This window comes from Pseudomonas cistanchae, from assembly GCF_054483635.1.
In genome coordinates this window covers 419337-441906 of the sequence record NZ_JBTLWN010000001.1, presented here as the reverse complement: position 1 = coordinate 441906, position 22570 = coordinate 419337, and the positions used below count along the sequence as shown (strand labels likewise).

The 22570-nt window shown below is 63.3% G+C and carries 22 protein-coding genes; 16 read left to right on the top strand and 6 right to left on the bottom strand.

Annotated features, from left to right (window positions below; all coding sequences use genetic code 11):
- Window positions 1–17: 17 nt before the first annotated feature.
- The 4 genes from ACX0MV_RS02025 to ggt all read left to right on the top strand — a co-directional run bounded on the left by ACX0MV_RS02025 (window position 18) and on the right by ggt (window position 3053).
- Window positions 18–398, top strand: coding sequence for a phosphopantetheine adenylyltransferase (locus ACX0MV_RS02025; protein ID WP_458980826.1), 381 nt, complete (start codon window positions 18–20; stop codon window positions 396–398).
- Between the two features lie 75 nt (window positions 399–473).
- Window positions 474–953: a pantetheine-phosphate adenylyltransferase gene (gene coaD, locus ACX0MV_RS02020; RefSeq protein ID WP_458980825.1), complete on the top strand. Its 480-nt coding sequence runs from the start codon at window positions 474–476 to the stop codon at window positions 951–953.
- A gap of 117 nt (window positions 954–1070) precedes the next feature.
- The gene (locus tag ACX0MV_RS02015; protein WP_458980824.1) at window positions 1071–1322 is read left to right on the top strand and encodes a YfhL family 4Fe-4S dicluster ferredoxin; all 252 of its coding nucleotides are present in this window, start codon (window positions 1071–1073) and stop codon (window positions 1320–1322) included.
- Window positions 1323–1325: 3 nt separating this feature from the next.
- The gene (ggt, locus tag ACX0MV_RS02010) at window positions 1326–3053 is read left to right on the top strand and encodes a gamma-glutamyltransferase (protein WP_458980823.1); all 1728 of its coding nucleotides are present in this window, start codon (window positions 1326–1328) and stop codon (window positions 3051–3053) included.
- A gap of 58 nt (window positions 3054–3111) precedes the next feature.
- On the opposite strand, the gene ACX0MV_RS02005 is transcribed toward ggt, so the two are convergent.
- The 4 genes from ACX0MV_RS02005 to ACX0MV_RS01990 all read right to left on the bottom strand — a co-directional run bounded on the left by ACX0MV_RS02005 (window position 3112) and on the right by ACX0MV_RS01990 (window position 5905).
- Window positions 3112–3450 carry a multidrug transporter gene (locus tag ACX0MV_RS02005; protein ID WP_458980822.1) on the bottom strand — a complete coding sequence of 113 codons (339 nt, stop codon included), beginning with the start codon at window positions 3448–3450 and terminating at the stop codon, window positions 3112–3114.
- 78 nt (window positions 3451–3528) lie between these two features.
- Window positions 3529–4107: a lysophospholipid acyltransferase family protein gene (locus ACX0MV_RS02000; RefSeq protein WP_458980821.1), complete on the bottom strand. Its 579-nt coding sequence runs from the start codon at window positions 4105–4107 to the stop codon at window positions 3529–3531.
- A gap of 34 nt (window positions 4108–4141) precedes the next feature.
- A complete protein-coding gene (mutM, locus tag ACX0MV_RS01995) occupies window positions 4142–4954 on the bottom strand; it encodes a bifunctional DNA-formamidopyrimidine glycosylase/DNA-(apurinic or apyrimidinic site) lyase (protein ID WP_458980820.1) in 813 nt (270 codons plus the stop codon).
- Between the two features lie 84 nt (window positions 4955–5038).
- A complete protein-coding gene (locus ACX0MV_RS01990; RefSeq protein ID WP_458980819.1) occupies window positions 5039–5905 on the bottom strand; it encodes an HDOD domain-containing protein in 867 nt (288 codons plus the stop codon).
- Window positions 5906–6050: 145 nt separating this feature from the next.
- Between ACX0MV_RS01990 and ACX0MV_RS01985 the strand changes: the two genes are divergently transcribed.
- From ACX0MV_RS01985 to ACX0MV_RS01960, 6 genes are all read left to right on the top strand, one after another.
- On the top strand, window positions 6051–6590 hold the full coding sequence (locus ACX0MV_RS01985; RefSeq protein WP_458980818.1) for a type 1 glutamine amidotransferase domain-containing protein: 540 nt from the start codon (window positions 6051–6053) through the stop codon (window positions 6588–6590).
- A gap of 97 nt (window positions 6591–6687) precedes the next feature.
- Complete coding sequence (locus ACX0MV_RS01980) at window positions 6688–7884, top strand: class I SAM-dependent rRNA methyltransferase (protein ID WP_458980817.1); 1197 nt, start codon at window positions 6688–6690, stop codon at window positions 7882–7884.
- 273 nt (window positions 7885–8157) lie between these two features.
- Window positions 8158–9273, top strand: coding sequence for an ABC transporter ATP-binding protein (locus tag ACX0MV_RS01975; RefSeq protein WP_458980816.1), 1116 nt, complete (start codon window positions 8158–8160; stop codon window positions 9271–9273).
- Window positions 9274–9346: 73 nt separating this feature from the next.
- Window positions 9347–10420 carry an ABC transporter substrate-binding protein gene (locus ACX0MV_RS01970; RefSeq protein WP_458980815.1) on the top strand — a complete coding sequence of 358 codons (1074 nt, stop codon included), beginning with the start codon at window positions 9347–9349 and terminating at the stop codon, window positions 10418–10420.
- A 54-nt stretch (window positions 10421–10474) separates the two neighbouring features.
- Window positions 10475–11707 (top strand): ABC transporter permease, encoded by a 1233-nt coding sequence (locus ACX0MV_RS01965; protein ID WP_458980814.1) that lies wholly within the window; start codon window positions 10475–10477, stop codon window positions 11705–11707.
- Between the two features lie 2 nt (window positions 11708–11709).
- Window positions 11710–12567 carry an ABC transporter permease gene (locus ACX0MV_RS01960; protein WP_458980813.1) on the top strand — a complete coding sequence of 286 codons (858 nt, stop codon included), beginning with the start codon at window positions 11710–11712 and terminating at the stop codon, window positions 12565–12567.
- Between the two features lie 33 nt (window positions 12568–12600).
- On the opposite strand, the gene ACX0MV_RS01955 is transcribed toward ACX0MV_RS01960, so the two are convergent.
- On the bottom strand, window positions 12601–13446 hold the full coding sequence (locus ACX0MV_RS01955) for a poly(ethylene terephthalate) hydrolase family protein (protein WP_458980812.1): 846 nt from the start codon (window positions 13444–13446) through the stop codon (window positions 12601–12603).
- A 509-nt stretch (window positions 13447–13955) separates the two neighbouring features.
- Here ACX0MV_RS01955 and ilvD point away from each other — a divergent pair.
- Both ilvD and ACX0MV_RS01945 read left to right on the top strand, forming a co-directional pair.
- Window positions 13956–15803 (top strand): dihydroxy-acid dehydratase, encoded by a 1848-nt coding sequence (gene ilvD / locus ACX0MV_RS01950; RefSeq protein WP_458980811.1) that lies wholly within the window; start codon window positions 13956–13958, stop codon window positions 15801–15803.
- A 228-nt stretch (window positions 15804–16031) separates the two neighbouring features.
- On the top strand, window positions 16032–16490 hold the full coding sequence (locus tag ACX0MV_RS01945; RefSeq protein ID WP_458980810.1) for a metallophosphoesterase family protein: 459 nt from the start codon (window positions 16032–16034) through the stop codon (window positions 16488–16490).
- An 8-nt stretch (window positions 16491–16498) separates the two neighbouring features.
- Here ACX0MV_RS01945 and ACX0MV_RS01940 read toward each other — a convergent pair whose 3' ends face one another.
- The gene (locus ACX0MV_RS01940) at window positions 16499–17023 is read right to left on the bottom strand and encodes a dihydrofolate reductase (protein WP_458980809.1); all 525 of its coding nucleotides are present in this window, start codon (window positions 17021–17023) and stop codon (window positions 16499–16501) included.
- Between the two features lie 154 nt (window positions 17024–17177).
- Between ACX0MV_RS01940 and ACX0MV_RS01935 the strand changes: the two genes are divergently transcribed.
- The 4 genes from ACX0MV_RS01935 (at window position 17178) to ACX0MV_RS01920 (ending at window position 22512) form a co-directional block, all read left to right on the top strand.
- Window positions 17178–18332 carry a glycerophosphodiester phosphodiesterase gene (locus tag ACX0MV_RS01935; protein WP_458980808.1) on the top strand — a complete coding sequence of 385 codons (1155 nt, stop codon included), beginning with the start codon at window positions 17178–17180 and terminating at the stop codon, window positions 18330–18332.
- A 163-nt stretch (window positions 18333–18495) separates the two neighbouring features.
- Window positions 18496–19887: a DUF2868 domain-containing protein gene (locus tag ACX0MV_RS01930; RefSeq protein WP_458980807.1), complete on the top strand. Its 1392-nt coding sequence runs from the start codon at window positions 18496–18498 to the stop codon at window positions 19885–19887.
- A 108-nt stretch (window positions 19888–19995) separates the two neighbouring features.
- Window positions 19996–21369 carry a GTPase/DUF3482 domain-containing protein gene (locus tag ACX0MV_RS01925; protein WP_458980806.1) on the top strand — a complete coding sequence of 458 codons (1374 nt, stop codon included), beginning with the start codon at window positions 19996–19998 and terminating at the stop codon, window positions 21367–21369.
- A gap of 174 nt (window positions 21370–21543) precedes the next feature.
- Entirely contained in the window at window positions 21544–22512 is a 969-nt protein-coding gene (locus ACX0MV_RS01920) for a transporter substrate-binding domain-containing protein (RefSeq protein ID WP_458980805.1), read from the top strand.
- Window positions 22513–22570: the final 58 nt, after the last annotated feature.

Sequence of the window (22570 nt, the reverse complement as noted above, 5' to 3'; positions counted from 1 at the left end):
GGTTGCGGAAGCACGTTATGCAGAAGGTCATTTCAGCACTGTTGATCATCGCCGGGATCATCCACCTGCTGCCGCTCAGCGGCGTGCTCGGTGCAGAACGGCTGACCACCCTCTATGGGCTGGCGTTCCAAGAGCCCAACCTGTTGATCCTGATGCGCAGCCGCGCCGTGCTGTTCGGCCTGCTTGGCCTGTTTTTGCTATACGCGGCGCTGCGCCCAGCGCTGCAACCCATCGCATTGCTCGGCGGACTGGTCAGCGTGCTCAGCTTTCTTGTTCTGGCATGGAGCAGCCCCGGCTACAACGAGGCGCTGCGCCGCGTGGTGATCGCTGACTGGGTGGCGCTGGCCTGCCTGGTCGTCGCGGCGCTGCTGTATTTCCTGGCTCGCGGCAAAGCCTGACCGGCGGCTCGACTTGGCCGCAGAGAACTGCTGCGCTACCATCCGACTCCCAAACGGACCCGCCAGGATGTCACGATGAATCGAGTGTTATACCCAGGCACCTTCGACCCCATCACCAAGGGCCATGGCGACCTGGTCGAACGCGCCTCGCGACTGTTCGACAGCGTGATCATCGCGGTAGCCGCCAGCCCGAAGAAGAATCCGCTGTTTCCCCTGGAGCAACGCGTGGCGTTGGCGCGGGAAGTGACCAAGCATCTGCCCAATGTCGAGGTGGTGGGCTTTTCCACGCTGCTCGCGCACTTCGCCAAAGAACAGGGCGCCAACGTGCTGCTGCGCGGGTTGCGCGCGGTGTCGGACTTCGAATACGAATTCCAGCTGGCCAACATGAACCGTCAGTTGGCGCCGGATGTGGAAAGCCTGTTCCTCACCCCGTCGGAAAAATACTCCTTTATCTCGTCCACCCTGGTGCGTGAAATCGCGGCCCTGGACGGCGATATCTCCAACTTCGTCCACCCGGCCGTGGCCGCCGCGCTGCACCAGCGCTTCAAGGGCTGAGCTGAACGGCCCGGGCAACCGCGTGCATGCCAAGCCTCGATGCGGCACAATTTGCCGCATCGACTTCACGCGTTTTCCAACGCTGCGGCATGCGCCTGCAGCAGGAGTGGTTATTCAATGTCCCTGATCATCACCGACGACTGCATCAACTGCGACGTCTGCGAGCCTGAATGCCCCAATGCCGCGATCTCGCAGGGCGAGGAGATCTACGTGATCGACCCCAACCTGTGTACTGAATGCGTTGGCCATTACGACGAGCCGCAATGCCAGCAGGTGTGCCCGGTCGACTGCATTCCGCTGGATGAAGGCAACGTCGAAAGCAAGGATGAGCTGATGCAGAAGTACCTGATCATCACCGGCAAGGCCTGACCAATGCGCCGTTGGAGTCACGCTCCGCTCTTCAGGCACCTGCTCGCCAGCGTGTGCCTGCTGTTTGCCGTTGGCCTGCAGGCTGGCGAACACCCTGATCGTTCCGCCATTGCCAGCGCCCACCCTGCCGCAACAGTCGCAGGCCAGGAAACCCTGGCCCTGGGCGGCAACGCATTCGATGCGGCCGTAGCCATCAGTGCCGCCCTGGCCGTGGTCGAGCCTTATGGCTCGGGGCTTGGCGGAGGCGGCTTCTTCCTGTTGCGTGAAGCGGGTCCGCAACCCGTCTACCGCTTTCTCGATGCCCGCGAACGCGCGCCCCTGGCGGCGGATGCCGACCTGTACAAGGTCGATGGCGAGGTACAGAAACAGCTTTCATTGAACGGCGCACTGGCGGCGGCCATCCCCGGCTTGCCGGCCGCACTGGTGCAACTGGCCGAGCGTTTCGGCAAGCTGCCTTTACGCGACTCGCTGGCGCCGGCGATCCGCCTGGCACGCAGCGGCGTGAGCATTGATCGGGTATACCGCGAACGCGCCGAGTGGCGCCTGGCAGCCATGCGCGACGACCCGGAAACTGCGCGCATCTTCCTCGATAAAGGCGAGATTCCCGCTGAGTTCGGCTTGTTGCGCCAACCTGAGCTGGCCCGCACCCTCGAACGTCTGGCTGCCGACGGCCACAAGGGTTTCTACGCCGGCGAACTGGCGGAGCAACTGGTCAAGGGCGTGCGCGCCGCAGGCGGCATTTGGTCGCTGCAGGACCTGGCCGAATACCGGATCGTCGAGCGCGAGCCGCTGCGTGTGGCGCTTGCCGAAGGACGTCAACTGATCAGCGCACCGCCGCCATCGGCCGGCGGCCTGGCGCTGGGGCAAAGCCTGCTGATGCTGGAGCAACTGCCCTGGCGAAAGGCCGACGCCGTGCAACGCACTCATCTGGTGGTGGAAACCCTGCGCCGCGCCTACCGCGACCGCGGCCTGCTGGGCGATCCGGACTTCATCGCCAATCCACTGAGCAAGCTGCTGGCGCCGGCTTATCTGCAACAACTGGTCAGCAGCATCGACCTGCAACGCGCGACCTCCAGCGACAGCCTGCCAGCCGCCGGCGCGTGGCATGAGGGCAACCACACCACCCATTTTTCGGTGTTGGATGCTGAAGGCAATGCCGTCGCGGCCACCCTCTCGATCAACCTGCCATTCGGCGCGGCTTTTACCGTGCCCGGCACCGGTGTGCTGCTCAACGACGAAATGGATGACTTCGCCGCCGACGTGCAGGGTGCCAATGCCTATGGCCTGGCGGGCAGCCATGCAAATGCGATCGCCGCCGGCAAGCGCCCGTTGTCGAGCATGAGCCCAACCTTTATCGAAAGCGCCGATGAGTTCGCCAGCTTCGGCACGCCGGGCGGTAGCCGCATCCCGAGCATGGTGCTGCTCGCCATTCTCGAATACCTGGATGGCCAGCCGATCGAGCGCTGGCCCGCGGTCGGTCGCTATCACCACCAGTTCCGGCCCGATCTGATCGAGCATGAACCGGGCACTTTTACCCCGGAGCAGGTCACGGCACTTGAGGCGCGGGGACATCAGCTCAAGGCGCTGACACGACGCTATGGCAATCAGCAGGTGCTGTGGTGGGACAAACGCAACGATCGGGTAAGCGCTGCTAGCGATCCGCGCGGTATCGGTACGAGCAAGGTAGGGGTGCAACGAATTGGCCCGAACGGCCATAAGGAATGGCGGTAGCCCGGTCAGAGCCACTGCTGCAAGGGCGCACGCGAATGCGCCCATGCCGTATCAGCTATCAGTCTTTCTTGTAGCCGCTGGTGGTACAGCCAAGGCAGCGCACGAAGGCGGCCTTGCCCGGCTCAACGACCAATGCCTTGCCGGCTTCACCGACATTGCCGCCAGCAGCGGTAAACGGCAGGCTGACGACAAATGCCGCAGCGCCCAGTACCGTGGCGCCAATCAGCAGCGGCCGAGCAATCAGCAGATCACCCATCATTGAATACGCTTTCGGCGCATCGGCGGTGTACAGGGGATCGCCGCTAGAGTTTTGCTGAACCACTTCTGCATGCGCCGGCATTGCCAGCAAGCCAGTGGACAGTGCCAGGACGACAGCGGTTGAGCGAAACACTTTCATGGGGCGATCCTTCAGCTATTAGAGGAAGCAGTGCAGGTAACTATAACAGCGCTCTGACAATTGTCAGCGTGACGGCCGTCAATCGCCATAAAAGGCGTATTCAGGTTTTTTCGGGATAAACGGCCGGTAAAACTCAAGTATCCGCGCGAGATCAGCAGCCACATCGCCGCTTGGCCAGAACACCGGGCCGATAAACACGCGCCTGTTAGCGTAGTCCAGAGCGGCAAGCAGCACCGGAACGCGCGCGCCCAGCGCGATATGGTAGAAGCCCATCTTCCAGCGCTCGACCTTTTTGCGCGTGCCTTCGGGCGATAGCACCAGGATGAACTCGCGGTGTTCGGCGAACGCCTGCACCGCTTGCTCCACGGTATTGTCCTGCTGGCCGCGGCGGATCGGAATGCCGCCGCACCGGCGCATAAGCCGACCGAACGGCCAGCGGAAAATGCTGTGCTTGCCGAACCAGCAGACATTCACCCGCAGCACGAACTTCAGCGCGATGAAAATCACGAAATCCCAGTTGGAGGTGTGGTGGGCGCCAATTGCGACAAACTTGTCGAGTGCAGGGAGCTGGCCTTCCACGCGCCAGCCAAGCAGGCCAAGCACGGCACGCCCCAGCCACTCGGCCGCACGGTTACGGGGCAGGTAATTACCGGACATCTGAACCTCGGTAGCTGGATAGACGCGCTGCGATTCAGCGCTGGCAGCGCGGGCAATACACGCTGGCGCGTTGACCCAACTTGAGTTCGCGCAGGGTGGCACCGCACTGCTTGCAGAATTTACCGCCGCGGCCATAAACGAACAATTCCTGCTGGAAGTAACCCGGCTGACCATCGCCACCCACGAAGTCGCGCAGCGTGGTGCCGCCACGTTCGATCGCGTAAGCGAGGATTCGCTTGATCTCCAGCGCCAGCTTTACATAACGCGCCCGCGACAGCGAACCGGCCTCTCGGCGCGGGTCGATGCCCGCCGCGAACAGCGCTTCGCTTGCATAGATATTGCCTACGCCGACCACCACTGCGTTGTCCATGATGAACGGCTTGACCGCCATCGCTCGCCCGCGCGACAGCTGATAAAGGCGCTCGCCATCGAACAGGGCGGTCAGGGGCTCGGGCCCGAGCTTGCTGAGCAACACATGGCCCAGCGGATCGCTGCTCCACAGCAGCGCGCCGAAACGCCGCGGGTCGGTATAGCGCAGCGCCAATCCCGACTCCAGCTCGATATCGACGTGCTCGTGCTTGGCGGCCGGCAGGCCCGCCTCGACCAACCGCAGACTGCCGGACATGCCCAGATGGCTGATCAGGCTGCCGGTCTCGGCCTTGATCAGCAGGTACTTGGCGCGCCGCTCGACGCACTCGATACGCTGCCCGGACAGGCAGATATCCAAATCTTCCGGAATCGGCCAACGCAGCCGGCGCTCGCGCACTATCACCCGACTGACGCGCTGACCTTCGAGGTGCGGGGCAATGCCACGGCGGGTGGTTTCGACTTCAGGGAGTTCAGGCATAGGGCTTCAATCAGGGCTGGGCGGCAGGCGGCGGCCAGCTTAGCAGGAAGGCATTCGGCGAACGAGTCAGGCTCGCGCCCCTAGTCAGGCAGCGCCAAGTTCGCGAATGCTTTCCTTCAAATATTCGAAGTCGTATTCCGACAGGCCGACATACTCCAGCACCAGCGTTTCGATGCTGCGCCACTCGTGATCCTCGTCCTGATTGCCCAGTACCTGGTAACAGCGGCAGATGTGCTCGGCCATTTTCAGAATGGCCAGCTGGGTTTTCAACTGAACGTCACCCACGGTGTCGTCTGCGAAAATCGCCAATGCGTTGTGGTGGTTGGCGATGGCCTCGCACAGGTGCAGCGGCAGGTTCCACGACTTGGCCGTGAAATAGCCCACCACCGCATGGTTGGTGTTGAGCAGACGGTTTTCGGTGTCCACCACGCGGCGCTCATCGCCAGCGCTGGCGTAGGACTCCTCCATCACGCTGATGTAGTTGGGAAACTGCTTGAGCATCAGCGGGATACCGCAGTTATGGAACAACCCTAGGCTGTAGGCCTCGTCCACCGCCTCGCTACCGATACGCCGGGCGAGCACCATGCAGGTCATGGCAACGTCCTGGGCGGTGTCCCAGAAGCGGTTGAGCGTGACGATGGTTTCATCGCTCATCTCGCCCTTGATCGACAGCGCGTTGACCATGTTGATCACCGAACGACTGCCCAGCAGCGTGACCGCCCGCTGGATCGAGCTGACCCTGCTCGACAAACCGAAATACGGCGAGTTGACGATCTTCAGCAGCGCGCCGGACAAGCCCGGATCCTGGCTGATCAGGGTGGCGATCGCCTGCAGATCGGGATTGGGCATGTACTGCTCCATCTGCAGATCCACCATGATCTGCGGCTGCGGAGGGACGCTGATGCCCTGCAGAACCTTCTGGATTTGTTCGGCGGTAAGTTCGATGTCCATGGTGGTCGCAGCGAGAGACTGAAGCACTCAGTTTACCCAGTTGTCGGCAAAACGCGCTTGGTCCTTTTACCTGAACTTTCACCGCCTGACGGGTCGGACCTTTAACAGACCGATTTCTCATTTACCCAGGTAAGGAGGTTTTTCCATGAGCAACTCCCTCAAAGGTAAACGCGTTGCCCTGCTGGTCACCGACGGCTTCGAGCAGGCCGAGTTGACCGGGCCGAAACAGGCCCTGGAACAGGCCGGCGCCACCGCTGATATCGTCTCCGCGAAAGCCGGCGGAGTGACCGGCTGGAACCACACCACGCCTGCCGACACCTTCACCGTAGACACCACATTCGATAGCGCCCGCATCGAGGACTACGACGCCATCGTGCTGCCCGGCGGAGTGGTCAACTCCGACACCATCCGCATGGACGAACTGGCCCAGAAACTGGTCAAGGATGCCGCCCGCGCCAACAAGACCATTGCCGTGATCTGCCATGGCGCCTGGATTCTCGCGTCGACCGATCTGGTCAAGGGCAAGACCATGACCAGCTGGCCATCGCTCACCGATGACCTGAAGAATGCCGGCGCCAACTGGGTCGATCAGGAGGTGGTGGTCGATGGCCAGCTGATCAGCAGCCGCAAGCCGGACGATATCCCGGCGTTCAACAAGAAGCTGATCGAGGCGCTCGCCGCCTAGCCAAGGTACGGGCGCAACGCGCGGCGGTGCACCGTGCTCGCACCGTCGGGCGTTGCGGCTTTGTTATACTCCCGCTCTTTTTTCGGAGCACCCACCCATGTCCCTGCCCAGCCTGCGCCTTAAAGCCAACGCCGATCGACGCCTGCGCGCCGGCCACCTGTGGGTCTACAGCAACGAGATCGATGTCGCCGCCACGCCTCTCGCAGGCTTCGCCGCTGGCGATCAGGCGATTCTCGAAGCGGCTGGCGGCAAGCCACTGGGCATAGTTGCGCTCAGCCCCAACAACCTGATCTGCGCGCGACTGCTGTCGCGTGACGTCAGCCATGTGCTGGACAAGTCGTTGCTGGTGCATCGCCTCAACGTCGCGCTGTCGCTGCGCGAGCGGCTGTTCGATAAGCCCTGCTATCGCCTGGTGTACGGCGACTCCGACCTGTTGCCGGGGCTGGTGGTGGACCGTTTCTTCGACGTGCTGGTGGTGCAGCTAGCCTCCGCCGCGATGGAGCGGCACAAGGACGACGTACTGGCCGCGTTGATCCAGGTGCTCAAGCCAAGTGGCATCCTGCTCAAGAACGACTCCGCCGCCCGTGATGCCGAAGGCCTGGAGCGCTATGTCACCACCGCGTTCGGCGTGGTGCCCGAGTGGGTCGCGCTAGAAGAGAACGGCGTGAAGTTCGAAGCGCCGGTGATCGAGGGGCAGAAAACCGGCTGGTTCTACGACCACCGCATGAACCGTGCGCGCCTGGCGCCGTACGTCAAAGGCAAACGTGTGCTGGATCTGTTCAGCTATATCGGCGGTTGGGGTGTACAGGCCGCAGCCTTCGGCGCGAGCGAAGTGATGTGCGTCGATGCCTCGTCATTCGCCCTCGACGGCGTCGAGCGCAACGCCGCGCTGAATGGTTTGTCCGAGCAGGTTGCCTGTATCGAGGGCGACGTATTTGCCGCGCTGAAAGAACTGAAAAACGCCGAAGAGCGCTTCGATGTGGTGATCGCCGATCCGCCCGCATTCATCAAGCGCAAGAAAGACCTGAAAAACGGCGAAGCCGCCTATCGCCGTCTCAACGAGCAAGCCATGCGCCTGCTCAGCAAGGACGGCATTCTGGTCAGCGCTTCCTGCTCGATGCACCTCCCCGAGGATGACCTGCAGAACATCCTGCTGACCAGCGCCCGCCATCTGGACCGCAATATCCAGCTGCTCGAGCGCGGCGCCCAGGGCCCGGATCATCCGGTACATCCCGCCATTGTCGAAACCCGCTATATCAAGAGCCTGACCGTTCGCCTGCTGCCCAACAGTTGAGCAATCCGCACCTGCCGAGTGCGTGTCGGCAGGTGCCTTTCCCTTCTCCAGTGTTACCTGTTCCCACACCCTCGCAACGCTCCTCCCAATCTGGACTAGGCTTGCAGCCACGGGCTGGACCCGCTCCAGCTCGTTGCGCCTAGCTGGCACAGGGTTTGCCTGATATCAGCTTCTAATAAGCGACCCGGCGCACATGGATCGGGTTAGCTGGTTCAAGCAGTCAGGCCGGGCCACAAGCCGAGCGTCTGTTTAAAGAGCATGTTGGGGAGGGGTATGGCTGACCAGGCTGGGGACAAACCGTTCCTGCAATTCACCAATGTTAAGAAGACCTATGACCACAAGAACCTGGTGGTCAAGGATTTCAACCTGGATGTGGCCAAGGGCGAGTTCATTACCCTGCTCGGCCCCTCCGGCTCAGGCAAGACCACCTGTTTGATGATGCTCGCCGGGTTCGAGGACGTGACCAGCGGCGAGATCCTGATCAACGGGCGTTCGGTCACCAGCATCGCGCCCTACCAGCGCAACATCGGCATGGTGTTCCAGCAATACGCGCTGTTTCCGCACATGACCCTGCGCGAAAACCTGGCCTACCCGCTGAAGATCCGTAAGCAGCCCAAGGACGTGATTCGCGCCAAGGTCGACGAATACCTGTCGCTGGTCGAGCTGCTGGATTTCGGCAATCGCTTCCCCGGCCAACTTTCCGGTGGCCAGCGCCAGCGTGTCGCCCTGGCTCGCGCGCTGATCTTTGCCCCCGACATCGTGCTGATGGACGAACCCCTGGGCGCCCTGGACAAAAAGCTGCGCGAGCAGATGCAGTTCGAGATCAAGCGCCTGCATGAGCAGCTCGGTTTCACCGTGATCTACGTAACCCACGACCAGACCGAAGCGCTGACCATGAGCGACCGCATCGCCGTGTTCAACAACGGCATCGTCCAGCAATGCGCACCGCCCCATGTGCTTTACGAGCGCCCGGCGAACCTGTTCGTTGCCGACTTTATCGGCGAGAGCAACAAGCTCAAGGGCGTGATCGAATCGGTTGGCGCCGACACCGTGCAGGTTCGCCTGGACGATGGCGCGGTGGTCAGTTCACTCAAGGCCAATTGCACCGAAGTCGGCCTGCCGACCACGGTGTCAATACGCCCGGAAAAGCTCACGTTCACCAACCGTCTCGGCAGTGCCGGGAACCAGGTCATGGCGCGCTTCGTCACCCGCCATTACGTCGGCGAATACATTCGTTACCACTTCGAAACCGCCGATGGCAGCGAGCTGGTGGTGAAGAACATGAACGACAGCAGCGCCCCGCAATTGAATGCCAAGCAGGAAATCGCCCTGGCCTGGTTGCCGCAGGACAGCCAGGCGCTGGATCGCCCCACCGTCACCGCACCCTGACCCCAAACAGGCCGCTGAGGCAACTAGGTAGTTTTTCAACAGCCTGATAACCAGAAGCAATGGAGCACAGCAAATGGCTAAAGCACTGACCACCCGCTTTTCCACCTTTGTCCTCGCAGCAGCCCTAGGCACGGCAAGTTTCGCCGCCAGCGCCGAGGAAACCCTGACAGTCGTGTCATGGGGTGGCTCCTACGGGGCTGCCCAGCAGAAGCACGTGATTGATCCCTTCCAGAAAGAAACCGGCCACAAGGTGCTGTTCGAGGATTACACCGGCGGTGTAGCCGAAATCAAGGCTCAGGTCGAATCGGGCAATATCCAGTGGGACGTGGTCGACTTCGAGGTCATTGACCTTGAGCGCGCCTGCTCCGAGGGCCTGCTGGAAAGCATCCCAAGGGACATCCTGCCCCCTGGCATCGACGGTGTTGCCGCCGAGAAAGACTTCATTCCTGAAGCCCTGGCCAGCGATTGCGCCGTCGGTAACATCGTCTGGTCCGTGGTGTTCGCCTACAACGAGAAGACCATCGGCGACACCAAGGCAGCCTCGATCAACGACTTTTTCGACACCGCCAAAATCCCCGGCAAGCGTGCAATGCGCAAGCGCCCGCAGGTCAACATGGAATGGGCACTGATGGCCGATGGCGTAGCACCGAAGGACGTCTATGAAGTGCTGTCGACACCCGAAGGCCAACAGCGCGCCTTCGACAAGCTGGCCACCATCAAGGACGACATCGTCTGGTTCGACTCTTGGTCCCAGGCGCCGCAGCTGCTCAATGACGGCGGCGCGGTGCTGGTGCAGTCGGCCAATGGCCGTTTCTATGACGCCATCCGCCAGGAGAACAAGCCGTTCGTGATCGTCTGGGACGGCCACGTTTATGACCTGGATGCCTGGGCCATCGTCAAAGGCTCGCCGAAAAAGGACCTGGCACTGAAATTCATTGCCTATGCCACCGGCTCCACGCCGCTGGCCGGCATGCCAGATGTGGCCTACGGCCCGACCCGCAAATCCTCCATGCCTCTGGCTGACCAGACCGCGACGCCCCACCTGCCGACCGCTCACCTGGATAAAGGCATCCAGGCCGGCTCGGAGTTCTGGGCCGACTACGGCGAATCCCTCGGTGAGAAATTCAACGAGTGGCTGTTGAAGTAACCCGCCATGCCCCTTCTCCTGCGGGAGAGGGGGCAGGATTTTCGGAGTAACGCCTTGTCCTCCCTCACGTCTACCGAAGCCAGCCAAGCCTCCAGCGCCCGCAACAGGAAGCGCCTGACCGCCTTTCTGTTCGTCGTGCCACTGCTGCTGTTTATCCTGCTGACCTTCGTCGCGCCCATCGCCAGCATGCTCTGGCGCAGCGTCCATCACCCAACGGTGGCGGAACTGATTCCGCTGACCCTGAGCGAGCTCGAACGCTGGGAAGGCGAGGCTCTACCTGATCAACAGACCCTGAGCGTCTTCGCCCGGGAACTGAACGGCCTGGCCAAAGAGCGCCTGTCCGGCAAACTGGCGGAAGAGTTCAACCGCGCCTTCACCGGCATGTCCAGCGTGGTCAAGTCCAGCGCCCGCAAGGTGGGCCGACTCGATGCGCAACAGCTCGACGCGCGAGGCGCGCAAACCCTGCTCGACGCTCATCGCAACTGGAGCAAACCCGAAGTGTGGTTCGCCATTCAGCGGGCGGGTAAAGCGTACACCTACGACTATTACCTGACCGCACTGGACCTCGAACTGCATCCCGAACAAGGGATTCAGGTGCGCGAAGACACCCAGATCTACCTGCAGCTGTACTCGAAGACATTGACCATGGCGCTGGTCATCACTCTGTTCTGCGCCCTGCTCGGCTACCCGCTCGCCTACTACCTGGCCGGCCTGCCGGCGAATCGTGCGAACCTGTTGCTGGTACTGGTGCTGTTACCGTTTTGGACATCGCTGCTGGTACGTACGACCGCCTGGATCGCGCTGCTGCAGACCAACGGGGTGATCAACTCCTTCCTGCTCGGCATTGGCGTGATCGGCCAACCCTTCGAGATGCTCTACACCTCGTTCGCTACGGTGGTGGCGATGACCCATATTCTCCTGCCGTTCATGATTCTGCCGCTGTACAGCGTCATGCGCGGCATCGATCCCAGCTACCTGCGCGCCGCGCTGTCGCTCGGCGCTCGGCCGCTACCGGCGTTCGCCCGCATCTATTTCCCGATGACCCTGCCGGGGCTGAGCGCCGGCGCGTTGCTGGTGTTCATCATCTCGGTCGGCTACTACATCACCCCGGCGCTAGTCGGCGGCACCGATGGGCAGATGATCAGCAACATCATCGCCTTCCACATGCAGCGTTCGAACAACTGGGAGCTGGCCGCCGCGCTGGGCTCGCTGCTGCTCGGGCTGATTCTCGTGCTGTACTGGCTGTACGACCGCTTCGTCGGCGCCAGCAACATCAAACTGGGCTGACCATGAGCAAAATTCCCGCCTACTACGGCTTCTGGCACCACCTCGGCGCCTGGCTGCTGAAGACCAGCTCCTGGCTGGTGCTGCTGTTTCTGATCCTGCCGATCCTGGTAATCATCCCGCTGTCGTTCAACGTCGAGCCGTTCTTCAGCTTCACCGAAGGCATGCTCACCCTGCAGCCAGAGGCCTATTCGCTGCGCTGGTACAGCGCCATCCTCAACGACGACAAGTGGCTGCTGGCGATCAAGAACAGCTTTTTCATCGGCATTTGCGCGACCCTGATTGCCACGGTGCTGGGCACCTGCGCCGCCGTGGGCCTGGCCCGCGACGACATGCCGATGCGCCGGCTGATCACCGCACTGCTGCTGTCGCCGATGATCGTGCCGCTGATCATTACCGCCGCCGGCATGTTCTTTTTCTATTCGGACCTGGGCCTGGCCGGCAATTACTTCGGCGTGATCATCGCCCACGCGGCGCTGGGCACGCCGTTCGTGATCATCACCGTGACCGCCACCCTGACCGGCTTCGACTACAGCCTGGCGCGCGCCGCGCTGAACCTCGGCGCGACGCCGCTGCGGGTGTTCTTCGACATCATCATGCCGCTGATTCGCCCCGGCGTGATCTCCGGCGCGCTGTTCGCCTTTATCACCTCGTTCGACGAAGTGGTGGTGATTCTGTTCATGGCGGGGCCGCAGCAACGCACCATTCCGCGACAGATGTTCTCGGGCCTGCGCGAGCAGATCAACCCGAGCATCCTGGCCATCGCCACGCTGCTGATCCTGGTATCGATCGCCCTGCTGGTGACCCTCGAGCTGCTGCGTCGCCGCGCCGAGCGGTTGCGCGGTATCGAACTGCCCAACTGAAAACCCCGCCCACTGGGCGGGGAGCGTCGCTTACTACTGAATGCCCTTGCGCTGCGTCGTCCACTGGAAGCTGGTGCACAGGCTGCAACGGCTGCCATAGAAGGTGCCGCGGGCGCTCTGGTCGTCCATCAAGTGGTAACGGAACCAGGCCGTTGTCGGGCTGCGGTATTCACCGCCACTGCCGACCGGTTCGAAGTGACTGACCAGGCGGCGCTCACCCCAGAACACTGGCACGTTGGCCCGCTGATACACCGGCTGCGCATTCAGGTAAGGAATCGCGATGGTGTCGCCACCGCCGGACATCAGGAACATCGGACCCTGCTGCTGACGCTGCGAACTCACCTCGTGCCCCAGGCCGATGGTGTAAGGCTGAATCGGAGCGGTTACCCGGACCCGCTGGTCGCGCCCGGCCATGATCGAACCGCCACCCCCCTGGGAGTGCCCCGAGGTGCCGACGCGCCCGGTATTGAGCTTGGCGGCGTAGGTGCCGTAAGTGCTTTGGTTCTCCGTCACCAGGTAATCGAGGCAGGCGATCATGTCCCGTCCGGAACCGGCATTGGAGGTTTCCGCGGCCGCGACCACAAAACCGTGACTCGCCCAGTGCGACAGCAGCCCGGCATAGGTCGACGGCCCGGTACCCGTGCCGTTGCCCCAGAGAATGATCGGGTGGCGAACGCCATTCAGGCCAAGCGTGCTGGGTCGGTATACCCGGCAGTTCGGGCCTTCGCTGCGGTCGGTGGTGGCATAGGGACCGTTGCGGTCAAAGTTGCTGACCACCGGAAACGGGGCGCCGGGCGTATCCGGGAGTGGCGCGGCAAGGGCAGTGGCCGAAAGAGCCAGCAGACCGGCTGCCAGACTGGAGCGTGTGAAATTCAGCATCGATGGGTTCCTCGTTATTGTCGTTATGGACGAGTCGCCGTAGTGCTTCCCGATCCACTGCATCGGGGCTGACTGCGCATAAAGCCAAGCGCTGGCGACGACGGTGCGCCTGCTGAGGCGATACCGCAACGATTACCCTACGTGACCCAGTGCTCGTGTCTGCAGTCAGCCAAACGTCGCAAGCGGATGAGCGGCATCACACCAACGAATGACCTTGCAGACGTAAACGGCGCGCATCAACACTCGCGAACCACCTAGCAGGCAGCAGTTGCCGGCAGGTGGATCGTCACCGCCAATCACGCGCACCTTGGCTAGGCGGCGGCCGCGGGCGTAGAATCGGGCGCACAGCCAATCACCCCTGGCAGGACCACGAGCACGGGCCAAACGAGCGGTGACCCCGTCTCGCCTACCGCCCTCTCCCGAACGCACGGCCATCTGCCGTTCGCATCCGGCACAGCCGCCGCTCACCATACGACCTATTCGCTCCCTGATCAGCCGCAGGAACCGCCATGCCTGACTATCGCTCGAAAACCTCTACCCACGGCCGCAACATGGCCGGTGCCCGCGCCCTGTGGCGCGCTACCGGGATGAAGGACGAGGACTTCAAGAAGCCGATCATCGCCGTTGCCAACTCCTTCACCCAGTTCGTGCCCGGTCACGTGCACCTGAAGGACATGGGCCAACTGGTCGCCCGCGAGATCGAGAAGCACGGCGGCGTGGCCAAGGAGTTCAACACCATCGCCGTCGACGACGGCATCGCCATGGGCCACGACGGCATGCTCTATTCGCTGCCGAGCCGCGAGATCATCGCCGACTCCGTCGAATACATGGTCAACGCCCACTGCGCCGACGCCATCGTCTGCATCAGCAACTGCGACAAGATCACCCCCGGCATGCTGATGGCCGCCCTGCGCCTGAACATCCCGGTGATCTTCGTTTCCGGTGGGCCGATGGAAGCCGGCAAGACCAAGCTGGCCAGCCACGGCCTGGACCTGGTCGACGCCATGGTCATCGCGGCCGACGAAAGTGCCAGCGATGAAAAAGTCGCCGAATACGAGCGCAGCGCCTGCCCCACCTGCGGTTCGTGCTCCGGCATGTTCACCGCCAACTCGATGAACTGCCTGACCGAGGCTCTGGGCCTTTCGCTACCAGGCAACGGCTCGACCCTGGCCACCCACAGCGACCGCGAGCAGCTGTTCCTGCAGGCCGGCCGGACCATCGTAGAGCTGTGCAAACGCTATTACGGCGAAGGCGACGAGTCGGTACTGCCGCGCAATATCGCCAATTTCAAAGCCTTCGAAAACGCCATGATGCTGGACATCGCCATGGGCGGTTCGACCAACACCATCCTCCATCTGCTGGCCGCCGCCCAGGAAGCCGAAATCGATTTTGACCTGCGCGACATCGACCGCCTTTCGCGTGTAGTGCCGCAGCTGTGCAAGGTCGCACCGAATATCCAGAAGTACCATATGGAAGATGTCCACCGCGCTGGCGGCGTCATTAGCATCCTCGGCTCCTTAGCACGTGGCGGTCTGCTGCACACCGATCTGCCGACTGTGCACAGCAAGACCATGGGCGATGCGATCACCAAGTGGGATATCACCCAGACCGATGACGAAGCCGTACACACCTTCTTCCGCGCCGGTCCAGCCGGCATCCCGACCCAGACCGCATTCAGCCAGAGCACCCGCTGGGATACGGTGGATGACGACCGCGAAAACGGCTGCATCCGCAGCGTCGAGCATGCTTATTCGAAAGAGGGCGGCCTGGCCGTGCTCTACGGCAATATCGCCCTTGATGGCTGCGTGGTGAAAACCGCCGGGGTGGATGAATCCATCCATGTATTCGAGGGCAGCGCGAAGATCTTCGAAAGCCAGGACAGCGCCGTGCGCGGCATCCTCAATGACGAAGTGCAGGCCGGCGATATCGTCATCATCCGCTACGAAGGCCCCAAAGGCGGTCCGGGCATGCAGGAAATGCTCTACCCGACCTCGTACCTGAAGTCCAAGGGGCTGGGCAAAGCCTGCGCCCTGCTCACCGACGGCCGCTTCTCCGGCGGCACCAGCGGCCTGTCCATCGGCCATGCCTCCCCGGAAGCTGCTGCCGGCGGCGCCATCGGCCTGGTGCGTGAAGGCGACAAGATCCTGATCAACATCCACGAGCGCACCATCAACCTGCTGGTCAGCGATGAGGAAATCTCTCACCGCCGCCATGAGCAGGACAAGAAAGGCTGGAAGCCGGTCGAGAGCCGCCCACGTAAAGTGACCACAGCGCTCAAGGCCTACGCCCTGCTCGCCACCAGTGCCGACAAGGGCGCGGTGCGCGACAAGGCGCTGCTAGAAAAACTGGTGCCGTAAAAAGCCACCCATGCTGCAAGCAAAAGCCCGGCCTAGCGCCGGGCTTTTTCATTATCAGGCTGTTATTTGCTAGAAGCCCTAGCGACCCGCGAGCCGGGCACACAACCGCTACGCCTTGAGCATCGGGCCAGAAGTTGGCTAGGGTGGTGAGGGTTGTACGCCATTGCCGGTGTGCAACCGTGTTTCCCAGGCGCTCAGGCAGCGCCACGCTCAGCCCGAGGGCCTGCCATGAAAATCGGTCTGATCGCCGACACCCACAACCTGTTGCGTTCCGCTGCGCTGGCCGCGCTGGAGGACTGCGACCTGCTGATCCACGCTGGCGACATCGGCCAGCCAGGGCTTCTCGAGCGCCTGCGCCAGCTCGCACCACTGCATGTAGTGCGCGGTAACAACGACCGCGACGAGCTGTATGCAGACCTGCCCCACAGCCTTGAGCTCGACTGCCAGGGCGTGCGTCTGTTTGTCGTGCATGAACGGGCCGATCTACCCCAGGACCTGGCAGAGCGCGGTGTGCAGGTGGCGATCTGCGGCCACTCGCATAAACCCATCATTGAACGGCGCGACGGCCTCCTGCTGATCAACCCCGGCAGTGCCGGGCCGCGGCGCTTCAGCTTGCCGATCACGGTCGGGCGGCTGCACATCGATGCCAAAGGGGTGCGCGCCGAGCTGATCGAGCTTGCCGTCTAGCGAAGGCCTCAACGCCGGTGCCATACCTCGAAGGCATGGGCAGGCGCGTTATCGGTGGCCGCTTGCTGGGCGCTCGAGACCAACTGCCACTGCGCCTCGTTCACCTCGGGAAACCAGGCATCGCCCGCAGGGCTCAGCTCGACGCGGGTCAGGTACAGGCGGTCGGCCTGTTCGAGACCCTGCTCGTACAACTGCGCGCCGCCGATCAGCATCAACTCATCGACACCCTGCTCGCGCGCCCATGCATCGGCGCGCAGCAAGGCCTGCTGCAGGGATGCGAAGACTTCCGCACCCTCCAGCTGCAAGCCGGGCTGGCGGCTGACCACCAGATTGAGACGGCCCGGCAGCGGACGACCAAGCGAATCCCAGGTCTTGCGACCCATGATGATCGGCTTGCCCAGGGTCAGTGCCTTGAAGTGTTTGAGGTCCGCCGGCAGGTGCCAGGGCAATTGGTTGTCGCGGCCAATCACGCGGTTCTGGGCAAGGGCGGCAATCAGGCAGAGGGGCAGGGAATTTTTCATGGCGGCGAGCATAGCAGAGCCAACCCGCCTGTCGCAGCCCGGCCACGGGCTGCGAAAACGCTCACAAAACTGCAGCCGTTCGGCCGAAGGCTTGCCTGGCTGTCGTCGAACCGTCACCTTTGCAAGTGCAGGCTAGAGCCTCCCACCCTCAATCGGAGATGCTGCCATGTCGAATCACCGCCTGAACATCTGGCTGCTTTGCGCCAGCCTGTTGTGTCCGCTGTCCGCCATTGCCGCCCCCCCTGGCAGCGATAACGTGCAAGCCGCCATCCAATGGGCCAAGCAGCAGCCACAGGCGCGCCATGGCAAGCCCAGGGGCGAAGCCAAGCCCTTGATCATCGCTCACCGCGGTGCCAGCGGTTATGTGCCCGAGCACACCCTGGCGGCGTACGCCCTGGCAATTCTGCAAGGCGCCGATTACATAGAACCGGATCTGGTGATGAGCAAGGACGGCCACCTGGTCGCCCGCCACGACAACGAACTGGGCCTGACCACCGACGTCGCCCAACGTCCCGAGTTTGCCAATCGCCAGCGTACCCAGATGATCGACGGCGTCAGCCTGACCGGCTGGTTCAGCGAAGACTTCACCCTCGCCGAGCTGAAAACCCTGCGCGCCATCGAGCGCATCCCGCAAACCCGCCCCGGCAACGCACGCCTGGACGGCGCGTTCGAAGTGCCCACCCTGCAGGAAATCATCGACCTGGTGAAAAGCCTGCAGTTGAGCCAGCAACGGACCATCGGCCTGTACCCGGAAACCAAGCACCCCAGCCACTTCCAGCAACTCGGCCTGGCCATCGAAAAACCGCTGGTGAAGGTGCTCAAGCGCAACGGCTATCACAGCGCCCGGTCGCCGGTGTACATCCAGTCGTTCGAGGTGGAAAACCTCAAGACCCTCAGCCGCCTGACCTCCATCCGCCTGGTACAACTGTTCAGCGCGGGCCAGCCGTATGACCAGCAATTGCTCGGCAGCGGCCTGACCTACGCGCAGATGGCCACCCCGGCGGGCCTCAAGGCCATCTCCCGCTACGCGGCTGGGGTAGGCCCGGAAAAGAGCTACATCATCCCGCGCGACGGCAACGGCAACCTGGATGCGGCCAACGTCACCTCCTTCGTCGCCGACGCTCACGCCGCGGGGCTCAAGGTGCACCCGTACACCTTCCGCGCCGAGAACAGCTTTCTGCCAAGCAACCTGCGCAACGGCACCGACCCGCAAGCACGCGGCAACAGCGCAGCGGAAATCCAGCTGTTTCTCGATGCCGGCATCGATGGCCTGTTTATCGACCAGCCCGACATCGCCGTACGTGTGCGCCAGGCTGACTGACAGCCCATCAGCAACGCGGACAGGCACTGCACTGCCCGCGTGACCCTCATCACCGACCGGTATCTCCCCTCTATACCGGTCGGCTCGCATCAAGACATGAGCGTTTTTGCCAACAGCGCGTCTAAGGGTATGCTCCCTGCTGGTCTAACCAACGAGACGCTGCGTGACTGACGCCTCCCCTGCCGCGAAAAAACTCCATCACTTCTGGTTGAGCGAAGCGATTCGCCTGCGCGAAGAACACGCCGGCCCGCTGGAAGATAGCGAAGCCAACCGCCGTGCCTGCGCGGACGGTGGCGACTTCGCCAGGCGCATCCAGACCCGCGCGCTGCTGCTTGCCGAGCGCGACGGCCAGCGCCTGGCTCTGCAACATTGGCTGCAAGGCGCGCGGCTGGCGCTAGCGGCGCTGCTGGTCCTGGCGTTGCTGAGCGGGATCGGTCTGGCCGCTGCGGCGCTGGGCGACGGCCAGCGTCCGGTGAATGTGTTCTGGGCTCTGGGCAGCCTCCTCGGGCTCAACCTTGTGCTGCTGGCCGGCTGGCTGCTGAGCCTGCTGGTCAGCCGCGACAGCGCGGGTGCCCTCGGCCGGTTATGGCTATGGCTGAGTGAAAAACTTGCCCGCGACGCCCACGCGGCGCAGCTGGCACCGGCGTTACTGAGCATGTTGCAGCGTCACGGCCTGAGTCGCTGGAGCCTGGGCTTGCTGGTCAACGGGCTCTGGTCGCTGGCCCTGTTCTCGGCGCTGACCACCCTGCTGATTCTGCTGACTACCCGCCGTTACGGCTTCGTCTGGGAAAGCACCATCCTTGGCGGCGAAACCTTTATCGGCCTGACCCAGGCCCTCGGTGCACTGCCCGCCATGCTTGGTTTCAGCCTGCCGGACACGGCGCTGATACGCGCCAGTGGCGACAGTGCCCTGGCCAGCGAAGCGGCGCGCCTGAGCTGGGCCGGCTGGCTGACCGGCGTGCTGCTGGTCTACGGCCTACTGCCGCGCCTGGCGCTGGCGTTGTTGTGCTTGTGGCGCTGGCGCCAAGGCAGCGCCGCGCTGCAACTGGATACCAGCCTGCCGGGGTACGCCGCACTGCGCGAGCGCCTGCAACCGAGCAGCGAACGGCTGGGGATTGTCGACGCCGCGCCCGCCCAGCTGCACCAGCCTTCAGCCGAAGGTCATCCGTCCCACAGCCAGGGCGCGCTGCTGGTGGCGATCGAGCTGGACCCGCTTCGTCCTTGGCCGCCCGCGTTGCCAAAGGATGTCGCCGATGGCGGCATTGTCGACAGCCGCGAACAACGCCAGCGCCTGCTCGCCCAATTGACCCGTTTTCCGCCCGCGCGCCTGGTGATTGCCTGCGACCCACGCCGCTCGCCGGATCGCGGCAGCCTGGCGCTGCTTGGCGAACTCACCCGTTGCGCCGGCGCTACGCGCATCTGGCTGCTGCAACCGCCACCCGGCGAAGCCCTCGACGGCGCCCGTCTGGGCGACTGGCACCGCGCCCTGGAGCAACTGCAGCTGAGCTATAGCGACAGTGCGCCGTTTAGCTGGCTGGAGCATGGCCATGACTGACATCGATCAATCCGGGCTATGCGACCTAGGTAGGGTGGATGACGCCTTTTTCATCCACCATTGTTGTTGGTGGATGGGTAAAGCGTCATCCACCCTACGGAGCCTAGGATGAGCAATCCGCTGAAGCTCGCCGTGGTCGGCCATACCAATGTCGGCAAGACCTCGTTGCTGCGCACCCTGACCCGCGACGTCGGCTTTGGCGAGGTGTCCCATCGTCCCAGCACCACTCGCCATGTCGAAGGCGCACGCCTGTCGGTGGACGGCCAAGCGCTGCTTGAGCTGTACGACACACCGGGCCTGGAAGACGCCATCGCCCTGCTCGATTACCTGGAGCGTCTGGACCGCCCCGGCGAACGTCTGGATGGCCCTGCGCGGCTGGCGCGCTTTCTCGATGGCAGCGAGGCGCGTCAGCGGTTCGAGCAGGAAGCCAAGGTGCTGCGTCAGTTGCTCGCGTCCGATGCCGGCCTGTATGTCATCGATGCCCGCGAACCGGTGCTGGCCAAGTACCGCGACGAGCTGGCGGTACTGAGCATGTGCGGCCGGCCGCTGCTGCCGGTGCTGAACTTCGTCGCCAGCGCCAGCCACCGCGAGGACGATTGGCGCGACGCCCTGGCGCGGCTTGGCCTGCATGCTCTGGTGCGCTTCGACAGCGTGGCGCCGCCGCTTGATGGCGAGCAACGCCTGTATGAAAGCCTGGCGCTGCTGCTGGAAAAATCCCGCCCGCAATTGCAGCGGCTGATCGACGATCACCAAGCCCAGCGCGTCGCTCGCCGCCGAAGCGGCGCACGCTTGATCGCCGAACTGCTGCTCGACTGCGCGGCCTGCCGGCGCAGCGTGGCAGCGCAACCGCTGCTGGAACAGGGGGCGATCCGCGAGCTGCGCGAGGCGATTCGTCAACGCGAACAGCGGTGCGTCGAAGCCCTGTTGCGCCTGTATGCGTTCCGCCAGGACGACGCCAAGACTGAAGACCTGCCCTTGCTCGACGGCCGATGGGGCGACGACCTGTTCAACCCGGAAACCCTCAAGCAACTCGGCGTCAATATCGGCGGTGGCATGGCGGCGGGCGCCGCCACGGGGCTTGGCGTCGATCTGCTGGTGGGCGGCATTACCCTTGGCGCCGCAGCGGCGCTGGGTGCCTTGCTCGGCGGCGGCGCGCAAACGCTGCGCAGCTACGGCTCGCGCCTGAAAGACAAGCTGAAGGGCCAGCGTGAACTGACCGTGGACGACGCCGTGCTGCGCCTGCTGGCGTTACGTCAGCAGTTGCTGTTGCAAGCACTGGACGTCCGCGGCCATGCGGCCGTGGAGACCATCAGGCTCGCGGCACCCCAGGACACCACCTGGCGCGAAGGCAAGTTGCCGGCGCCGTTGCACAGGGCCCGTGCCCATCCCGAATGGTCGTCGCTCAATCCAGGCGCCCGCCTGGAGCAGGCGGAACGCCAGCAGCAACTCGAAGCGCTCGGCGCTACCCTGACCGCCCCCTAGGAAGCACTCGCGTCTGCGTCCTGAACGGCGTACGTGGTTTGCTACCCTGAAAGATCAACAATAAGGAGGAGCATCTGTGTCGAGGTTTTTGGTTGTTCTGTTACTGAGCCTTCTGGGGTTTCCGCTAGTGCCGACGAAGCGCCTCGAACCCCTCTGCGTGTAGGCATCAGCGAAGTGCCGCCCTTCGTCATCGGCGACGGCGACAAGTGGCGGGGAATCAGCATCGACCTGTGGGACAAGATTGCCGCGCAGGTCGGCTACCAATTTCAGTTCGAGGTGATGCCGTTCGAGCGCCTGCTGCCCGCCCTTGAGCGCGGCGAACTGGACGTCGTGGTCGGCGCCTTGACGATGACAGCCGAGCGCGAGGAAGCCTTCGATTTTACTCACCCGTTCTACCGCACCGGGCTCGCCATTGGCGTACCACGCGATAGCGACAGGCACAGCTGGGGCGCCATACGTGCGCTGTTTTCCTGGCAGTTCATCAGCCTGATATTGGGCCTTGCGGCACTGCTGCTACTGGTCGGCGGCGTGCTCTGGCTGTTCGAGCGGCGGCACAACCATGAGCAGTTCGGCACGTCCGCTGCAGAGGGCGTGGGCAACGGATTCTGGTGGGCCGCCGTGACCATGACCACGGTCGGCTACGGCGATGAAGCGCCGGTAACCCTGGCCGGCCGAATCGTCGCGGTGGTCTGGATGTTCAGCGCCTTGGTCATGGTGTCGACCTTTACCGCGGCAGTGACCACCACCCTGACCTTGAATACCCTCCAGAGCGATGTTCAGGGTCCGGAAGACCTCAGGCGTGCACATGTGTCGACCATTGACGGTACCGTCAGCGCACGCTACCTGGATAGCGAGCGCATTCGCATCAGCAGCTTCTCCAACCTGACCGACGCCATGCGTGCTGTACAACAGGGCGAGACGGACGCCGTGGTCTATGACTTGCCGATTCTGCAATACCGCAACGCCGAACTGGACCGTGGCGGCCTGCGCATTCTTCCGGGCACCTTCGAAAACCAGTCATACGCATTCGCCGTGGCCAGCGGCAGCCCGTACCGCGAACCGCTCAGCCAGGCAATTCTCAAGGTCACCGGCGGCGACGACTGGAACGATGTGCTGGAACGCTACCTCGGCCCGGCGGAATAGCGCAGTTGCTATACCGGCACAAGTGCTGTGGTATGCGAGGTACGGGTAGCGAGCGGCG